The organism is Heliomicrobium sulfidophilum (assembly GCF_057715735.1).
Genome location: NZ_JBVTZZ010000005.1, coordinates 604,984 through 623,472 on the forward strand (window position 1 = coordinate 604,984; position 18,489 = coordinate 623,472).

Annotated in this window: 17 protein-coding genes; 3 read left to right on the forward strand and 14 right to left on the reverse strand. The window is 55.8% G+C overall.

The features are described 5' to 3' along the window. Position 1: 1 nt before the first annotated feature. The 4 genes from aroB to AC0CW1_RS08615 form a co-directional block, all read right to left on the reverse strand. Positions 2-1,150 (reverse strand): 3-dehydroquinate synthase, encoded by a 1,149-nt coding sequence (aroB, locus tag AC0CW1_RS08600; RefSeq protein ID WP_488182656.1) that lies wholly within the window; start codon positions 1,148-1,150, stop codon positions 2-4. Beyond that, positions 1,147-1,758: a shikimate kinase gene (locus tag AC0CW1_RS08605; RefSeq protein ID WP_488182657.1), complete on the reverse strand. Its 612-nt coding sequence runs from the start codon at positions 1,756-1,758 to the stop codon at positions 1,147-1,149. Before AC0CW1_RS08605 ends, aroB begins: the two co-directional genes overlap by 4 nt. A gap of 22 nt (positions 1,759-1,780) precedes the next feature. Then, positions 1,781-2,962: a chorismate synthase gene (gene aroC, locus AC0CW1_RS08610; protein ID WP_488182658.1), complete on the reverse strand. Its 1,182-nt coding sequence runs from the start codon at positions 2,960-2,962 to the stop codon at positions 1,781-1,783. Positions 2,963-3,074: 112 nt separating this feature from the next. Next, a complete protein-coding gene (locus AC0CW1_RS08615) occupies positions 3,075-3,974 on the reverse strand; it encodes a shikimate dehydrogenase (RefSeq protein WP_488182659.1) in 900 nt (299 codons plus the stop codon). Positions 3,975-4,189: 215 nt separating this feature from the next. On the opposite strand from AC0CW1_RS08615, the gene AC0CW1_RS08620 reads away from it, so the two are divergent. Continuing rightward, entirely contained in the window at positions 4,190-4,330 is a 141-nt protein-coding gene (locus tag AC0CW1_RS08620; RefSeq protein WP_488182660.1) for a hypothetical protein, read from the forward strand. A gap of 19 nt (positions 4,331-4,349) precedes the next feature. Here AC0CW1_RS08620 and AC0CW1_RS08625 read toward each other — a convergent pair whose 3' ends face one another. The 9 genes from AC0CW1_RS08625 to AC0CW1_RS08665 form a co-directional block, all read right to left on the reverse strand. Further along, positions 4,350-4,889 carry a YqeG family HAD IIIA-type phosphatase gene (locus AC0CW1_RS08625; protein WP_488182662.1) on the reverse strand — a complete coding sequence of 180 codons (540 nt, stop codon included), beginning with the start codon at positions 4,887-4,889 and terminating at the stop codon, positions 4,350-4,352. 69 nt (positions 4,890-4,958) lie between these two features. Then, positions 4,959-5,570: an orotate phosphoribosyltransferase gene (pyrE, locus tag AC0CW1_RS08630; protein WP_488182663.1), complete on the reverse strand. Its 612-nt coding sequence runs from the start codon at positions 5,568-5,570 to the stop codon at positions 4,959-4,961. Positions 5,571-5,644: 74 nt separating this feature from the next. Further along, the gene (gene pyrF, locus AC0CW1_RS08635; protein WP_488182664.1) at positions 5,645-6,382 is read right to left on the reverse strand and encodes an orotidine-5'-phosphate decarboxylase; all 738 of its coding nucleotides are present in this window, start codon (positions 6,380-6,382) and stop codon (positions 5,645-5,647) included. A gap of 136 nt (positions 6,383-6,518) precedes the next feature. Further along, the gene (locus tag AC0CW1_RS08640) at positions 6,519-9,743 is read right to left on the reverse strand and encodes a carboxypeptidase regulatory-like domain-containing protein (protein WP_488184119.1); all 3,225 of its coding nucleotides are present in this window, start codon (positions 9,741-9,743) and stop codon (positions 6,519-6,521) included. Positions 9,744-9,958: 215 nt separating this feature from the next. Then, positions 9,959-10,657: a pilus assembly PilX N-terminal domain-containing protein gene (locus AC0CW1_RS08645; RefSeq protein ID WP_488182665.1), complete on the reverse strand. Its 699-nt coding sequence runs from the start codon at positions 10,655-10,657 to the stop codon at positions 9,959-9,961. 74 nt (positions 10,658-10,731) lie between these two features. After that, entirely contained in the window at positions 10,732-11,580 is an 849-nt protein-coding gene (locus tag AC0CW1_RS08650) for a type II secretion system protein (protein ID WP_488182666.1), read from the reverse strand. A gap of 5 nt (positions 11,581-11,585) precedes the next feature. Beyond that, positions 11,586-12,110 (reverse strand): type IV pilus modification PilV family protein, encoded by a 525-nt coding sequence (locus AC0CW1_RS08655; protein WP_488182667.1) that lies wholly within the window; start codon positions 12,108-12,110, stop codon positions 11,586-11,588. 232 nt (positions 12,111-12,342) lie between these two features. After that, positions 12,343-12,726 (reverse strand): spore coat protein GerQ, encoded by a 384-nt coding sequence (gene gerQ / locus AC0CW1_RS08660; RefSeq protein ID WP_488182668.1) that lies wholly within the window; start codon positions 12,724-12,726, stop codon positions 12,343-12,345. Between the two features lie 252 nt (positions 12,727-12,978). Further along, a complete protein-coding gene (locus tag AC0CW1_RS08665; protein WP_488182669.1) occupies positions 12,979-13,410 on the reverse strand; it encodes a cell wall hydrolase in 432 nt (143 codons plus the stop codon). A gap of 505 nt (positions 13,411-13,915) precedes the next feature. Between AC0CW1_RS08665 and AC0CW1_RS08670 the strand changes: the two genes are divergently transcribed. Together AC0CW1_RS08670 and AC0CW1_RS08675 are read left to right on the forward strand one after the other, a co-directional pair. After that, a complete protein-coding gene (locus AC0CW1_RS08670) occupies positions 13,916-14,767 on the forward strand; it encodes a TrmB family transcriptional regulator (protein WP_488182670.1) in 852 nt (283 codons plus the stop codon). Between the two features lie 88 nt (positions 14,768-14,855). Next, the gene (locus tag AC0CW1_RS08675) at positions 14,856-16,058 is read left to right on the forward strand and encodes an aminotransferase-like domain-containing protein (RefSeq protein WP_488182671.1); all 1,203 of its coding nucleotides are present in this window, start codon (positions 14,856-14,858) and stop codon (positions 16,056-16,058) included. A gap of 161 nt (positions 16,059-16,219) precedes the next feature. Here the strand turns inward: AC0CW1_RS08675 and AC0CW1_RS08680 are convergent, their stop codons facing one another. Then, positions 16,220-18,268: a methyl-accepting chemotaxis protein gene (locus AC0CW1_RS08680; RefSeq protein WP_488182672.1), complete on the reverse strand. Its 2,049-nt coding sequence runs from the start codon at positions 18,266-18,268 to the stop codon at positions 16,220-16,222. Between the last annotated feature and the right edge of the window lie 221 nt (positions 18,269-18,489).

An 18,489-nucleotide genomic window follows, 5' to 3' on the forward strand; every position in this document is an offset into this window, starting at 1 on the left:
ATTATTTCGCCCTGCCTTTGGTCATTGCTTCGATTACCACAAGCGCCTCGCTAAGGGGTACGTCAGCAAGAACACGGCACTGCCCAATCCCTTCGGGCAAGACAAAGGTGACCGTATCATCACGATTTTTCTTGTCTAGCGCCAAGGCTTTACGCCAATCATCGGCAGAAAAGGCGGGGAACCACGTGGGCAGACCCGCCGCCTCGACGAGGCGGGCAACGCGTGCTGTCACCGCCTCTGGCAGCCCGAGGACCGACACAGCCAATCGACAGGCGGCGATCAGGCCGACTGCCACGGCTTCGCCATGGCGATAAGTTTGGTATCCAGTGAGGGTCTCCAAGGCATGGCCGAAGGTATGGCCGAGGTTCAAGATGGCGCGAAGGCCCGCCTCCCTTTCGTCCTGCTCGACAACAACTGCCTTCGTCCGACAGCAGGCGGCGACAACATGGCGGAGTGCGCCAGCATCAAGGCGCAGCACATCCGGCGCGGAGGTTTCGAGATAGGCGAACAGATCCGAATCCCCTAGCAAGGCCGTCTTGATCACCTCGCCATAGCCGGCACGCACCTCCCGGACCGGGAGAGTGGACAGGGTGTCTGTGTCGATGATTACTCGCTTCGGTTGATAAAAGGCACCGATCAAGTTTTTGCCTTCCCGATGGTTGACGCCCACCTTGCCGCCGACGCTCGAGTCAACCTGGGAGAGCAGCGTCGTCGGGACCTGAATGAATTCGATGCCCCGCATATAGGTAGCTGCTAAAAAACCGGCCACGTCGCCCACAATACCTCCGCCCAGGGCGACGACAGCCGACGTGCGGTTTAAGCGGGCCTCGACACAGGCGTCATACAGGGCAGCCACCGTTTCGATGCGCTTGTGGGCCTCCCCGTCTGGGATTTCCTTTGTGGCAACAAAGAACCCGGCCTGGGTGAGGGACTGGCGCAAGGGCGCACCCCAAAGATCGTTGACTGCCGCGTTTGTGACGATCAGGATCTTCTTTCCTTGCAGGGTTTCGGCGATCAACGCACCTGCCTGCCTCAGCAACCCAGCGCCGATGTCAATGGAATAGGTGCGAGCGCCTAGCCCCACCTCAACGCGGGTGACCGGCGTCGCATCCTTTGTGGTTGTTTCCTTTGTGGTCGTTTCTCCCGTCATAGCTCCTCTCCTCCCAATTCTCCCGTCGCCCAGGACTCCCCCCGTTGCTCACCGCGGTTGCGCAGATAGGTGAGAATAACCTCGACAATGTCGTTGACACTCAGGTGCGACGTGTCCACTGTCATATCGGCGAAGGCGTAATAAGGCCTTCGCTTCGCCATCATCTCGCGGATATCGTCAACGCTAATATCCTTTTGAATCAGCGGCCGGTGATTGCGGCGGGCCACGCGCGACCAGATCACCTCTGCTGTTGCCTCCAGTCCGATAAGCACGCCGCTGGATCGCAAAGCGGACACATTTTCAGGCTTGAGCACAATCCCGCCGCCCGTCGCCACGACGAACCCTTCCAGGGAAGCCACTTTGCGGGCCATCTGCGTTTCCTCAGAACGGAAGCGGACCTCTCCGTACTGATCAAAGATCTGGGCGATGGTCATCCCGGTCACCTTTTCCACCTCCACATCGGTGTCGACGTAACGGTAGCCCAGCCGGGCGGCCAGGTGACGGCCTACGGTGGACTTGCCCGTTCCCATAAAACCAATGAGGACCACATTCCTTTTGTGATTGTGACTTTGTTCCTTGTCGCTTTGATGCTGGATTTGCATGTCCATTATTCGTACCCCATCTCGCCGTTCAAAAACGCAGCGCCTGTTCTCGCATAGCGGCGACGCGCTCCTTGACTTGTTCCAGCGTATCGCCGCCTGTCGTTTCCAGTAGACTATCGGCAATGACGATGGCCAGAACGGCCTCAGCAACGACAGCGGCTGCAGGAACGGCGCAGGCGTCCGATCGCTCTACCGACGCCGCCACGGGCTGACGGCTGTCGATATCGACTGTCATCAATGGCTTGTACAGGGTGGGGATCGGCTTCATGGCGATGCGCACAACGACAGGGGCGCCATTGCTGATGCCGCCCTCGACCCCGCCGGCGCGGTTCGTGCTCCGCTCATAGCCTCTCTGCCGGTCATAGCCGATCTCGTCGTGGACCTGTGATCCTGGGCGCAAGGCCGCGGCAAAGCCGAGGCCGATCTCGACACCCTTGATGGCTTGAATGCCCATCATGGCGCCGGCGATGCGCCCATCCAACCGCCGGTCGCCCTGCACATGGCTGCCGACGCCGACAGGCATGCCCAGGACGGCCAGTTCGACGATGCCACCCAGGCTGTCGCCGCCTGCTTTGGCCTGGTCGATGGCGCTGATCATCGCCTGTTCCAGGGCAGAATCAGCGCAGCGGACCGGCGACTGCTCGGCCCGGGCGGCAATTTTGACCCACTCTTCTTCCGTCCGGTCAATAGGGCCGCCGGTAACTGCGGTATTCCCAATGGCTGTCACATGGGAACAGATCTCGATGCCCAGCTCGACCAAAAACCGGCGGGCTACGGAGCCGGCGGCGACACGGGCCGCCGTCTCGCGGGCGCTGGAGCGTTCCAAAATATTGCGGATATCCCGCTGATCGTATTTGATAGCGCCGGCCAAGTCGGCATGACCAGGACGGGGCTGGGTCACCCTCCGTTCGTTCAGGTTTGCTTCTTCACTGGCCGCCATGATGGCTGACCAGTTCTTCCAGTCCCGGTTTTCAATCTGCAGGCAGATAGGGCTTCCCAGGGTCTTTCCGCCTCGGATCCCCGAGAGGATCGCTGCACGGTCCTTTTCAATGGCCATGCGGCCGCCACGGCCGTGGCCTTTCTGCCGGCGCGCCAACTGCTCGTCGATGTATTCCCCTTGAAGGGGAAGGCCGGCTACCATGCCTTCCACGATGACCGTCAACGCTGGCCCGTGCGATTCGCCAGCCGTCAAATAACGTAACGCCGCCATCTGTGCAAAATCCCTTCTTTATTCAAATCTGCCAATGCAATTTCGTCAAGATTCCACGTTTCTCTTATCTTTTCCTGCTCTTTTGAGCCTAGGCCGGCAAGCAAATACTCCCTCATTTTCCTTTCGCCTTCACAAGCGCTTCTGTCATCACGGCCAGCGGCGGCTCCTGACCGGTCCATAGGGCGAAGGCTTCCGCCCCCTGGTGGAGCAGCATAGGCAGACCGTTCTGGCAGCGGCAGCCCATGGAGCGGGCTACCGACAGCAGTTCTGTCTCCGACGGGTTATAGACGAGATCGCAAATAAAAGCGCCGGGGGAGAGCCACCGTTCCGGAGAAAGCGGATAGGCGATGACGCCGTCTCCCTTCACCATTCCCGAGGAAGTGGCGTTAACGACGAGATCGGCCTCCTTGGCGCGCTCGCACAGGAAAGCCTCCTCCCATCCGCCAGCGCGCAGGGTTACCCCTTCGGCAACTCCCGACTGGCGCAGGGAGTCCACTAAGGCTTCCGCCTTTTCCGACGTCCGATTCACCACGACAAGGGAGCGCACACCCCCGTCGAGCAGGGCAAAGGCCACTGCCCGAGCCGCGCCTCCAGATCCCAGCAACAAGGCTGCTGTTCCAGCAACGGCAAAGCCATCCTGCTGTAGCCCGCGCAGAAAACCGATCCCATCTGTATTGTATCCCTTCGTCTTGCCATCGTCCGATATGACAATGGTGTTGACAGCCCCCAACCGCTTTGCTGAGGGCTCGACACTATCGAGCAGTCTCGCTACCTGCTCCTTGTGGGGAACGGTCACATTGGCGCCCCGGTACCCGAGCGCCGCTAGTCCTGCGACAGCCTTTTCCAAGTCCTCCGTTCTGACGGCATGGGCGGCGTATCGCCAGTTAAACCCCAACCGTTCAAAGGCGGCGTTGTGCATAGCTGGTGAAAAGGAATGCTTAACCGGATAGCCGAGCAGCGCCACCCATTGTGTATGACCGTCGATGGCAGTTCCAGACATGGGACGATTCATCGCCAGCCCCCCCTTATCTCCCAGTATTTCATCTGCGCTGGCGGCGCAACTCCGGTCTGAGCCCAGTTGACTCAAAGGCGCTTTGACATAAATAAACCACAAGCTGTCGCCAACGGCCCTGTCGGCCAAAGGACTGCGGAGGCATGAGACCCATCCGCAATGGTTATAGTTATATTAGACATTAACACCCCTAGAGTGGAAAAGGAGGCCTCCCTATGGATAAGCAGATGCCCTTCGCCAACTTGAGCGAAGACCAGTTTCAGGCGCTACACAAGGTCGAGCAGCAACTCAATGCCCAGAGGAGCGAGAATGATGAGGTTATCCTCTTGGCCTACAAAAAGGAAAACAATCGCTAACGACAAGAAGGGTCGCCTGTTACGGCTGACCCTCCTTTGTTTTTTGACGAAAAAACTGCTTTCGCCAGCGGCGAGGCGGCTGCTTGCGCAACACCCAACGCTCCAACCGCCGGACAAGTCGTGTGCCAAGAAACTCTCGGCGGCTGATCGGGTTGACCAGAATCGTGTAGAGACCAGATCGGTTCCCGCCGAGGACATCGGTGAAAATCTGGTCGCCAATGACAACCGTCTGTTCCGGCCTTGTCCCCAAAAGGTTCATGGCGCGACAAAATCCCCGACGCCACGGTTTGCGGGCATTGGAGATATAAGGCACCCCGCAGGCCTCGGCAAAGGATTGGACTCGTTTTTCCTTGTTGTTCGACAAAATGCAAAGCTTGATTCCATATCGCTTGAGTTCTTCCAGCCAACGGGCGATCTCCGGACAGAGATGATTCTGGTTCCACTCTGTCAAGGTATTGTCTAGGTCGATGATTACGCCCTGGACGCCTTGATCGGCCAATTCAGCCACATTCACCTGAGGAACGGCATCAACCCGCCGGGCTGGTTTCAGTATTTTCACGTAATATCCCCTTCCCGGTTTGACACCTGCCGCTCAATTATCCCCGATCCTGTCTGTCCAAAAAAGCGGTCAAGTCCGGCTTCCCGGCTTAATGGCCGCTGTACCTTCCTTGCACAATGGACACTCCTCAGGCGGCCAAGAAAGCACCTCCATCGAGAGGGCGGCAAAGAAGGGGACGCCAAAGTCCACCTGTCCGTTGGACCGGTCCACCAGCGAGGCCACAGCTACCACACGCCCGCCGGCCGCCGTCGCCACGTCGATGACCTCGCGGACAGAACCGCCGGTTGTCACCACATCTTCACAGACAACGACCGTCTCGCCTGGATGGACGACGAAGTTCCGCCGCAAGGTCATGGTTCCCTTCTCGCGCTCCGTGAAAATGGCACGAATCCCTAGCGCCCGTCCGACCTCATAGGCGACCAAAATCCCGCCCATGGCCGGTCCGATCACCACGTCGGGAAGGCCGACGCTTTTGCGAAGCAATGCAGCCAGGTGGCGCGACAGCCGTTCTGTATATGGAGGATGTTGCAGCACCTGGGCACATTGGACATAGCGATTGCTATGGCGGCCGGAGGTGAGACGAAAATGCCCTTCCAGCAGCGCCTCACTCTGGCGAAAGATATGAAGTACCTCGTCATGGCTTAACCGGGCGCTGTCATCAACTGTATATTCCTTTTCCACCCTACTATCGCTCCTTCTTCAAATCATAAGCCCACAACAGCCGGGTTCACCTGCTTTGTCATCTGAACGGGCTGCTATTTATTCCGGCGTGCCAGCCCCTCGGCCATTTCCTCAACAATCCGCAAAGCCGCTTGAGCACGGTCAGTCGCTGCTGTGATCGGCCGTCCCACGACAAGATAGGATGCGCCAGCTTCCATCGCTTCCGCCGGCGTCATCACCCGCGCCTGATCGTCTATGGCCGCCCAGGACGGACGAACCCCCGGCGTGACAATGACATAATCATCGCCACAAGCTGCACGGATAGACCGAATCTCCTGCGGCGAGGCGACAACGCCTTGCACCCCCGCCGCTTGGGCCAGGCGAGCCAAGCGAACCACATTCTCCTCGACCGTTCCCGGCAGACCTACCTCATCGTTGAGTGCAACCTGGGACAGGGAAGTCAAGACGGTCACGGCCAAGACGAGCGCCCCCCCTATGCCCTTGTTTCCGTGGGTATTTTTTGCGCCCTGGACAGCCCGCCAGAGCATCTCCCGTCCGCCTGCGCCGTGAACGGTGAACATCTTCACCCCCCGCCGGCTCACGACCGACGCTGCCTTGCCGACGGTATTAGGGATGTCGTGAAACTTCAGATCCATAAAGACGGAATAACCTAGTGACAAAATCTCTTCGGTAACGGAAAAACCGACGCTGTTGTGCAACTGCATCCCCACTTTGAAGAGGCCGCAGCGCCCCCCCACATCGCGGACGATGGCCATTGCTTCGTCCCGGGTGTCTACATCCAATGCCACGATCAACCGTTCTTTTGCTTCCAAATGCCGCTCCCCTTTTCCCGAGATGGCGCAAACATCATGGCCATCACCCTATTCTTCCCCCTTTTTTCGCCTTCGACGACTTGTTTTCCTTTTTATTTACTGCGCAAAAAAGCCCCCGACGAATCGGGGGGGCAGGTTAGTTGTTCCACTGGTTGATATTGATGGAGGAGCGAGAGTCACGAGAATCGGAAGCAGAGGGAGCGGAAACACGTACCGTCATTTTCGCTGTAAGGCTACCGTAACGAGCCGTAATCTGTGCCACTCCAGTTCCAATAGAAATGACCTTTTCACTATTTTTGAAGAAGACGGCAACGGTATCATCATCTGTTTCGTAGCTCACATCTTTCATTCCAGTGATTTCCACATTTGTACCATTGGTCAATTCCGCCATCAGTGAAGCTATTTTTGTTGTATTCATGTCCATGTTCATAAGATCTTGGTTCCAATATATCCGCTGCACCATCGGTTCATCGACAGTCACAAGGGCCTCTCTCGTAACACCGCCTATCGAGGCATAAAGCAAAGTATCGCCAACGCTGCGGCCTGTGATCTGTCGGAGAGAGCTATCTATATTCACCACAAACGGTTTCTCCGGCCAGTAAGAAGCCTTTTCTGTCACGTCGGCTTCACTGCCATCCGAGTAGATGGCTATCAGCGCAAAGGGTTGGCTGTTGCCCATTATCATCCGGTAAGGCGAGCCTTCCCAGCGAAGTTCTTTGATCTCAGGCGCGCCAACGGAGACGGCTGCACTTTCGCTGGTCCCTTCAAAGGTTGCCTTGAGCATCGTATTTCCTTGCCCAAGACCGGTGATCACCCCCCCTGCCGCTGCGGCCACCATCTGTGGGTCCGGCTCGAATCGCAGCCGGGGATCTGTTGTCACATCTAAAGAGGAGCCGTCGGTATACATGGCCTTGATCGTAAATGGCTGGCTTTGCCCCTTAGCCAAGGAAAAACTCGCCGGTTCCCAGATTAACCGTTGCACCGTCGGCTCCGTAACAGTCACGACAGCCCCTTTGGAAATGCTGCCCATAGAGGCTGTTATGGTCGTATCACCGACACCGATGCCTTCGATCCGGCCATTCTCTCGGTCCATCGTCGCCACCTGCGGCTTATCCGGCCTGTAGGAAGCCTGACCTGTAATGTCTGCTTCACTGCCGTCCGAGTAGATAGCCGTCACCGTAACCCTTTGGCTCTCGGCTTTGGCAAGCCGATAAGGTGCGCCTTCCCAGCGAAGTTCTTTGATCTCAGGCGCGCCCACAACGACCAATGCGCTTTCACTGATCCCTTCAAAAGTCGCCCTGAGCATCGTATTTCCTTGTCCCTGGCCGATGATCTTGCCACCTGCTGCCGTGGCCACCGCCTGATTATCAGGCACAATCCGCATCCGGGGATCGGTCGTCACATCCAAGGAGGAATTGTCGGTGTAGATGGCATGAATGGTGAAGGATTGGCTGTCTCCCTTCGGAATGCTGTAACTTTCTGGTTCCCAACGAATCTCCCTGACAGCTGCCGCGGTGACGTTAACCGTACAGGTAGAGCTCTTTCCATTATACGTAGCCGTCACGTTAGACGATCCTTCCATTTTCGAAGTGACGACTCCATTCGAGATAGTGGCCACGCTTGGGTCGGCTGTCCGGTAGTCGGTCTTGGGGTCCTTCGTAATATCTCTGCTGGACATGTCGCTATAGTGGGCCGTCACCGTGACGACTTGCTGCGTTCCCTTAGGTAACACGTAATTGTTGGAATCCCAAGTGACGCCGACCAGTTCTGGTGGTCCTACGGCAACTGTCGTTGTGGTGCTCTTTCCACCATAGAGGGCTGTCACGGACGCGGTTCCCATTTTGACACCTGTCACTGTGCCACCCGTGATCGTAACAATCGCACTCTCATCACTCTGATAGGTCGTATTGTAATCAGTGGACACATCAAGACTACTGTTGTCACTAAAAAAGGCCGTTACCTTGACGCTGGCTTTCATACCGACGGCAACCTTGTATTGGCTTTGTTCAAAAGCAATTGAAACAACTTGCGGTACAAATCGGATAGAAGCGGAAGCGGTCTCGCTCACATTGTTGGCCCCATCCATAAATTGCACATAGATGTGCTTTAAGCCGCCGCTTCCAGGCAGCATGTACTTGCGACTCTCTGAATACGTCTCCCATTGCGTCCAACTTACCCCATCACTTGAAAAGCGCATCTGCTGAACACCTGTAGCATTCGGCTCCGGATCCTGCGCCTTCAAGGTCAAATCGACGACAGGAGATCCTGTCGTCTCCGCTCCTCCGTTGATTATCAAGCTCCCGCTGGGCGCCGTCACATCGCCACCATAACGAAGCCAAAATTGCAATTCTTCCGTCTTTCCAGCGCGAACGTCCAGGTTTTTCGTCAAACTTTCGTAACCCGGTTTGGAAGCTGTAACGAAGGCTAGGCCAGCAGGCACATTTTCTAGGAGAAAATCACCATTGCGATCCGTTGTGACAGCCATCAACCCCGGTATTGCCACTGTGGCACCTGGCAAATTTCCGCCATTCTCCTTATCCTTCACTTTCCCTCTGATCGCGCCTGTACTGGACGTCTTGTTCACGTTAATCAAGAGTTTTGCAAAATCGATGGCAAATCCGTCCGGGTATCCCGTCTCATCATCATCAAACTTGAGCGTCAGCTTACCACTGAGCAACAAGGGGTGGAATTCAACTGGAATTGGAATGGTCACTAACTGGCCCCTGGGGCCGCTCTGGGCGAGGGAGTTAATGGCCGGTTCCATAAAATAGGCTCTCTGTCCGTTAATCCAGACCTTGTATTTTGTTCCGAAACGGGTCGCTTGAAAGTCGTCGAGATACATTTGCAATAGGACTGAGTTGAGACCTTGTTGAAAGATTTCATCCTTGTACTGGGTAAAGTCGATGGTGATCGGCGTTGCCGTCATCGCGGTAGGTCTTCCATTCTGCATTCCGCTGTAGCCGTCATGCCCTTTATGTTCTTCTTTGTCATAATCAGGCCGTAACACAGGATTGGTTTTCGACTTGGAGCCGATCATGACCACATCAAAGCCAGTCGGCTCGTCAGCTGGCTGTGTCCGTGGCGGAAAGGCATGGGTATTTTTCGTTTTCTGGCCGCTAAAAGGATCAAAGTTTTGTTCCCATCCAGTGGCAAAGTTGTCAATATCGCCCACACGGAACATGTAGTCGGCTTCCGGCGTATCCGTCATAAATACATACTTATCACGCCAGTTGCCGTTGTTCCTATCAGAGGATGGCCCATAAAATTTGCTGGCAGCCCATGCGTGGTCTAGTCCAGACGCCGTGACCACAGCAAACACACAGAGAGCAACTAAGCTGATCCACTTCTTCCAACGCCTCATCACTCGTCTTCGGGCTTCCCCCTTCAAAGGCCCCGAAGACTTCACCTCCCTTTCCTTCTATTTCATCTTCATCGTCCTTGTTCCCAACCGACCCCAATATCCCCATCGATCCTGTTCGGTGACCCACACTTCGACAAAGGAGACCTTCATTCCTAGGCACCTTTCTTCAATTCAGCAAAGCTTTATACAAACTTAATAAAGCACTGACTCTGCTCTTATTGCAATAATTCAAAGCGCCATTCTTGTTCCAGCGTTGTTTCTGGACTTTCTCCAAAAGTAACCCTCGACCTCTTTAAACAAACATTAATAATAGAGGTCACTTCCAGTTCCCGTGTCACACCCGCGGCGGTTGTAGCGACAACGGTATACCTCATCTTAAAGGAATCGACGATCTCGAAAACAGAGATATCCAAGCTTTCAGGAAGATAGATTTGAGGATTGACAAGCTTATTCGGATCAGCGGGATCATAAGAGGCTTCATTGATTGCGTCGTTGTTCATGATCTCAGGGCGCTTCTTCAGCAGAAAATGCCCTCCGCCCGGGAGCTTGTTCGCCTCTTCTTTTTTCAACTCCTCATTGATTGTATCTACGCCCGGAATGACAAGGTATTCGAAAAAAGCATCCACGTCCAGCCTATCTTTGTTATACCAGCTTGTTTCCGATTCACCTTCACTTTTTAAGGCATAGCCATCAGAGTCATTCAGCGCGTTTATTTGACGAACCACTTCATAAAGATACTGCTCCGCCCCTGCTTCCGCCGCATAACGGGCCACTATATCGTTCTGGCGGTTCCTATTCGCCAAATACTCTGAGAGGGTGCCTTCGATCAGGACGGTGGCCGTCGTCATCAGGACTATCATGAAGAGTAGGACCAGAACAAGCGAACCCTGTTCACGTCGGTCCAGCCTTTGCACCGGAAAGCACACCCCCAATTGACAACGTTCTGTCAAAATAGATTAAACAGTCAGACAAGCGACTTCAACGATTACTACCCATTAACTCTCGGTTTTGCATAGATAACAATTTCATAGTCCACCTTGTCTTTCTCATCGTTCTGATTGACAACTGTTACAATCAATCGGTACTCACCAGCAGCCGATATCGTAAACCCATCTATTCCAGTCAGCTTATTTTTATCTATTCCTTTTATCAACCAATATTCAATATGGTAGGCATCATCATCATAGTCTGTCGTCAATGTAAGTTTGTCGCCTTCTGTGCAGGCTGTTGAATAGAAAAAAAAAGCTGGCTTGTCGTCGTCAATTAGCACATGGCCCCTATGGTCTTCTAGCTTCAACGTATTGACATGCGCCGATGGACCATAGACCCGGCTGGTAATCGACGTCTCCAACACCATCTCGGCGCCGTTCGTCCGGATATCGCGGCAATTCATCGCAACGACGAGTATGCTGCTTCCTTCTTCTTTTTTAAAGAACTTGAATGTCTCGCCTTCAATCGAGTTCACCCGGAGGCCTGGCACCTCATTGCCATCTACAGACAAGATATAATCTTGTCCGTCTCCGTCTGCGTCGGTCAAACGGTATGTTTTTACCCCATGGGGCTCAAACAGTTCGTTATACAACTCCAATTGAACAAGCTTGGGGTCGGCATCGTTAATCACCAGCTTCCGCGCTTTTTGGGCATCCCGCAAGAGGCTGTTCAGTTGATCATAAAGTCCTGAGCGGATTTCAGCGTTTCTGCTCTCCCGTTCCAGTACACGGCTGTTCATCTGCAACATGGCGTAGATGGCCGTAAAAGCCAGAGACAGGATAGCCACAACAGTGAGCACCTCGACGAGCGTCATACCCCGTTGGTCACGGCTGTCGGATTGCACCATTACAGTTACCTCGTTTTGGCATATGTTGTCAGTTCAACCGTTCGCCTCTGCTCCGGCGGTGCCGCCTGAGGCCATGAGACCTTGACAGTCAGTTGTATCAACTGGTTGTCATACAGTTTTTGCTCATTTCCGTTCTTATCTGTCGCGATAACAAAAGCAGCATTGACATCAATATGCTTCTCCAGGTCCCTGCAGCGCACCTGAAGTTCTGAATGAAACCACATATTGTTGCGGTTGTTACGTAGATCGTTGTCTGGAATCGGGGGGACATCATAGTGCCCCCACTGCCCAGCCTCATTTTGACGATAAAGATACCCTTCTTTATCAAAACGATAATTGCGGGAGTATTCCTCCTTATACTGTTCCAGTTGTTCCGCGGCCAAGGCGAGTGCCGTTGCCTTATTCCGCTCTTCCGTACCGCGGGTGGTGGCAAAGACATAGGCATTGGTGGCTGCAAGAACGATGATAGACAGAATCGAAAGAGCGAGGACCGTCTCTAAAATCGTAAACCCCTGTTCCTGTTGGTTCATAAGCCCCCCGCAACCTTGCATATTATTTTGAGAAACTTCCTTATTTATAAGTTCATACTACCATTTTCTAACGAAAGGATCTAGGTCCCAAGTCCTATTTTCTTTTGTAGTAAAAAAATGCCCGCACACTTCCGGCACGGGCATTGCTCCCTCAATATTTTGCTACCGCTGCTGCACCGGCGGCGCTAGATACCCTGGATAATCAGATTGGAAGTCTAGCTTCTAAATCAACTCACGGATTCAGGTAATCATAAGCAATGGGCTCATCAAAGGTCACATAATCGACGTTCACCATCAACAAGAGATAACGTTTCCCTGTCTTGGGGTCGCTAAGGATGATGTGGTCGCGGCCGGCCGCCTCAATGCACCCGCGGAAGCACTTGGCGTTCCACTGCACATTGTTCTCGAAGGTCATGTAAATGGTGGCCACCTTACCCCGGTTGAGACGAAGGATGTTTTCGATGTACGACTGTTCCAAGGGCAACATGCCCGGCACCTGAGGTCCTTCCTCCATGACAGGCCCGCCCGGAATCATGCCGCCGCTAGGGGGATAGGGAACCGTGGGCATCGGGTAGGCGCAGATAGGGCTGACCATTCCCGGCATCATCCCAGGCATCTGGGGTAACATCCCGGGCATCTCTGGCATCATGCCGGGCATGGGGCAAGGACTGGGCGCTGCGATGGGACCAGTCATAGGACCCGGCGCAGGCATTTCAGGCATGGGATACATGGGTTGGGCAGGCAGCGGATAAGGCTCGGGGCGACATGCGTCTTGATCACAAGGACCAGGCTGGCCCGTGTAATCCGGTCTTCCTGCGATCGGTCTCATCTCTTCACGATGATCACGGTCCATGAAAGCACATCCTTTCTACCCTCGGTACACGTCAGGGCAATTCCTCTGCAGCGGCGCAAAAAAGCAGTGTTTTTTGTGTTTCCCCGTATTCGGCTGTCTGTACCAAGTCCCCGGGCAGCCGGCGCCGCCTGGCCGGAAAAACCACAGGGCGTTGCTGGCCGGACGAATGCGTTCCCCTCTGACGACGCGCCGCGCCAACCGCAGATCTCTTTCTCTGGCTCTCTGGTAGAAGTAGGGCCGCTGCACCGCTTCAAACCCGCCGGGCGATTGATAGATCATCCGCTGGATTGAGCGGATGCCCCGAAAGTCGAGGCAGTTGGCCCGAACGCGATTGACGCCCACATTGCCGACCATAAGCATCCCCTGCTGGCCTTCGCCTTCCGCTTCAGCCCGCATCAGGCGGGCCAGCATTTTGACGTGGTCTGCAGGCGCTTTGATGACGGCCATTTCCTCACCTCTTTGCTCCTCCATTGCGCTCCCATTTTATTCGAAAGGGAAAAGAAAGGTGCATCAGTCCTGATAAACGGAAAAGACGCCCCTTGGCTGCAGTTCCCAGCTAAGGACGTCTTTCTCATTTGATCTGATCTCTAGGCTTGCTTGCGCATGGCAGTTTCAACCTTAAAACTGTCCCCACCTTGAAACAGCCATGCAACCTCCTTGCCACTAGCCGCTCCTCACGTGAGCAGCCGCTTCTCCATCAACCGCACCGGTGCCCAGGTCAGGCATCCGTCAGCAGGACCCGCACCAGCACGTGAAGGATGAAAATCCGACGCTTGAACCCGCCTGAGAGGCTCTCGACAAGGGCATCAGCCTTATCGTCAAAGGATAGTGACAATAGCTTCAAAGTTCAGATCTTGACGTTTGATCCCTTTACAAACTTTTCCGTTGGGAGTAAAATACGCCCATCAGCGTTACTACTTTAGTAGTTACGAAAAACAGTGGGGGGGTCCGGATGATCGATGAAAACCTGTTATCGCTGTTACAAGCCCTGGGCTTCTCCCGCTATGAAGGTCAAGCCTACCTGGCCCTGCTGAAAAAGCACCCCGCTACCGGGTATGAGATCAGCCGCTTGTCTGGTGTGCCCCACCCGAAGATTTACGAGACGATGCCTCGCCTGCTGGAAAAACAGGCAGTTCTCCTGATCCCCGGGGAACCGGCGCGCTACCGGCCCCAACCGCCGCAAGCCCTGTTGGACTATCTCCGCCGCTCCTTCCTGGCTGATCTGGAACGGGCGCAGATGGCGCTTATGCGCTGGGAAATCGCCGCTCCCCCGCCAAGTCCGGCCTTGCTGTCTTCTTACGAAGAGATCCTCAAGGAATCGGAAACGCTCCTGCTGACCACCGAAACAACGGTCCGGCTGCAGGGGCCCTCATCCTTCCTGCAGCAACTAGAGAGAATCCTCGCCCATCGCCAACGTCTGGGCTACCAGCTCGAACTCCGCCGCGCCCCAGGCGAACAGGTGATTCTCTGGGCGGAAGAGGGAACAGTCATCACCGCCGTCTGGGCTGATCCCCCTAGCGGAATGCGCGGAAGCCATGGCGCTCTCCATGCCTTGGCCCGTCAAGCTTTTTCTTCTGCCACTTATGCAGAGCCTTCGATCGTCTCGAGTGTTCCGGCGCGGAAACGTCCTTTTACCCTTAACGACCCCTCGGAGCAGAAAGCCCCCTTTGCGTCTTCCGAATCCTTGGCCCAGGCCCACCCATTCATCCCCGCTGGCGCAATCTCGACCGTTCCAGACCCTTCCGTTGAGGATCTCCCGGAACCCATCGACCTCTTCGCCCATCCGTTGCGCCGGCTTCAGTAGACCCTGTGCCGGAAACGCAAGACCTGCCGCGGCTTCGGCAAACCTGCTCCGGCGAACCGGTTTCGCATGACGAAAGGAGTGTCCAAAGATGCCCTTCCCTTACGCCGAGCGGATGCAGTCGGTGAAAGCATCGGCGATCCGCGAGATCCTGAAGGTGACCCAAGCCCCGGACATCCTCTCCTTCGCCGGCGGCCTGCCTGAACCCGCCCTGTTTCCTGTCGATGCGCTGAGGCAGGCCACCCAAACTGTCCTCGACCGCGATTCCCTCAGCGTCTTGCAATACAGCCCGACGGAAGGGTGGCTGCCCTTGAAGGCCTATATCGCACAGCAATATGGCGTCACGCCCGACTGTGTCCTGCCTGTCTCTGGTTCCCAGCAAGGGCTTGATCTGATCGCCCGCAGCCTCCTCGACCCCGGTGATGAGGTGATCGTTGAGCGACCGGGCTACCTGGGCGCGTTGCAGATCTTCCAAGGCTGCCAGGCCCGGTTGTCGGAGGTTCCCCTCGATGACGACGGCCCCGACCCGACTGCATTGGAGGCAGCCTTCAGCCGGGGCCAGGCCAAATTGTTCTACACGATCCCGAATTTTCAGAACCCTACCGGCATCACCATGAGCCTGGCGCGGCGCCAGCAAGTGATTGAACTGGCCCGCCGCTACGGCGTCGTCATCGTGGAAGACGACCCTTACGGCCAGATCCGCTTCACCGGGGAAGCGCAACCGTCCCTCTGGTCCCTCGCCGGTGGCAGCAGCGCAGAGACCGATGTCGCCATCATCCATCTGGGCTCCTTTTCCAAGACGGTGGTCCCCGGTTTTCGCGTCGGCTGGGTGCTCGGCCCCGCTGCCTTTATCGCCCGGTTGGTGCTGTTAAAGCAGTCAACCGACTTGCATACAGGCACCTTCGTACAAGCCGCCCTGGCAGAAATGATGACCGCCTTCGACTTCCCCGCCCACCTGGCAGCGCTGCGCCAGGCCTATGGCAGCCGGGCGTCAGTCATGCTCGATTCCCTCAGCCGTCACCTTGGCTCCGCTGCCCATTGGACAAAGCCCCAGGGCGGCATGTTCATCTGGGTGCGCCTTCCGGCCGGCGTCGACACCGGCGCGCTGCTGCCGCAAGCCGTTGCCGAGGCGAAGGTGGCCTTTGTCCCGGGCGCGCCCTTCTACGCCAGCCATCCCGAACCTAACTGCCTGCGGCTGAACTTCTCCAATGTCCCTGAGGCATCGATCGAGGCGGGAATGGAACGGCTCTGCCGCTTGCTCCGCAAAGCGTCCCTGGGGTCAAAAGCTGGTTAGCCAGTGCCCCTTCCGTTTATGGGCGCCCTTCTTTGAAAAAATGACACCCAAACCAGAAAAGGCTTGGGTGTCATTCTCTTGAGTGGTATCATGCTCGCTTATAATTTGGCTTCTACGCTGATTGGTTTATACGCTTTGAATACACTTATACCCTTAAACGCTTATACGCTGAACTTCTTGATCTTCTCCAGCAGGTCGGCAGCCATCTTATCGAGTTCCTCCATCGTCGCCCCGATCTGTTGCAAGGTGCTCGCCTGGAGTTGCACCCCTGTCGCCATCTGCTGGGCCAAAGCGGCGGAGGTCTGGGTAGAACCGGAGAGGTCGCCGATGGTGGCCGTCATCTCCTCGCTCAAGGCCGACTGTTCCTCAGCGGCGGCGGCGATCTCCTGGATCTGGCTGTTCACACGGCCGACGGCGGCCACGATCGATTGAACCTTTGCCGTCATGACTTGCACCTGAGCGGCTGTGGAGACGATCTGTTCCCCTGTTTTGTCGCTCATCACCACGGCGTCGCGGGTCTTCGCCTGCATATCGGCGATGACATTGACGATCTCCTGGGCTGATTTTCCCGACTGCTCCGCCAGCTTGCGCACCTCTTCGGTAACGACGGCGAAGCCGCGGCCATGTTCGCCGGCCCGGGCCGACTCGATGGCGGCGTTCAAGGCGAGCAGGTTCGTCTGCTCGGCGATCCCGGTGATGATGTTGACGAAGCCGGCGATGCCCTCGGTCGCCTCCACCAGTTGCCCGACGACGCCGGCGATCTCGCGGCGGCTGGTGTCCAGGTCTTCCACCGTACCGGCGACCAGGTCCATCGTTTTCAACACCTCTGCCGCCTCTTCGCTGACAACGGCGCTGTCATGGGAAGCTGATGTGGCCGATTCGGCCACATGCTGGGCCGTTTTCGCTACCTCATCGGATCCTTTGCCCGCCTCTTTCAAGGAGTCAGCGTTATGAATGGCATCACGGACCACCCCTTCCACGCCAGCGGAAACCTCAGCCATCCCATTATTGGCGCTTTCAACCGCCTGGGCGACCTGCTCCGTCGACAGGTTCATCTGGTCGACGGCGCTGCGCAGGCCCTGAATCACATCATGATTGGCGGTGATCATGAGGTTGAAACTTCGGGAGAGGTCCCCGATCTCATCGGTTCCATTGATGTCTGAGCGGACCGTCAGATCACCCTGGCTCGCCGTCTCCATAAACGCCTTCAGCCGGTAAATCGGTTTGACGAGGGAGTTAGCCAATGTCAGCGAGACAGCCACTGCGATTCCGGCAATGACCAGACCGGCGATGATGAGCGTCATGATCAGGCGGGACGCCTCGGCGCGCAGGTCGTCCATATCGACGCTGGCGACAATGTACCAGTCCCAGGGCTCAAAGTAACGGAAGATAGCTAGCTTCTTTTTTCCTTCATACTCGTATTCCATCTTGCCGTTTTTCTCTTTGATCATCTGCTGGATAAAAGGCAGGTCGTTGCCGTTTTTGCCTTTCAAGGTGGGATGGATGATAAAATCGCCGGCCGTATCCATCACAAAGGCGTAGCCGTTCTGGCCAACTTTGATGTCGGCGATGGCTTTTTCCAGGATCGGATCCTGTTCCTTGACACCCACATAGAGGGCGCCTACCACTTTTCCCTGCCTGTCCATCAACGAGGTGTACCCCGTGATGTACCAACCTGTCACCACAAAGGCCCGGCCTTGGAAAGGCTGTTTGCGCAGGATCGCCTGGTAAACGGGGGAATCGCTCTTGATCGAGGTGCCGACAGAACGCCTCCCCTCTTTGTCGAGTACGTTCGTGCTCACACGCACCAACTCATTATCACGCAGCAGAAAGACCGTCGCCGTCCCGCCGATTGTTTCCTGGAGCATGTCCACGAAGGCCGTATCGAGGGTCAACCGCTGATTGCCGGCATACAAGGCTGGCAATGAATAGGTGCCGACCTGCGTGGGCTCACCGACTTCCAGACGGACTTCGCCCATGTCAGCCAATTTCTTTTGGGCCTCTTTCATGTTGCGCTTCAGTTGTTCTTCCAGCGCCGCCTGGCGGATGCCCACCATGCCCTCGATCGATTCGGTGATGTGTTCGCTGTCTTGAACGGCTGCCCGGGTGAGCGCATCATCCGCCCTCATACCAGCCAGGACACCGAGAACGCCGGCGCAGATCACCGTCAGGACGACAAAACTGACGAGTAGCTTGTTTTTAATCTGCATTGTTTCATCCCCTTTTTCTGATTCCCCGTGGAGTCGGCGTCCCGTTGAAATCAAAGATCACCTAAAGGATTCGATATGACGCTGTTTTTGCGTTTGTGCTTTTTATCACATTATTTTCTGTGTGCTAGCTTGGATTTCTCGCAATGGGATCTCAACGCTATCCAGCGTCCATCGGTATCCTTGCGTCCTCGATGTATTAATTATACATCTATATCGTTCGT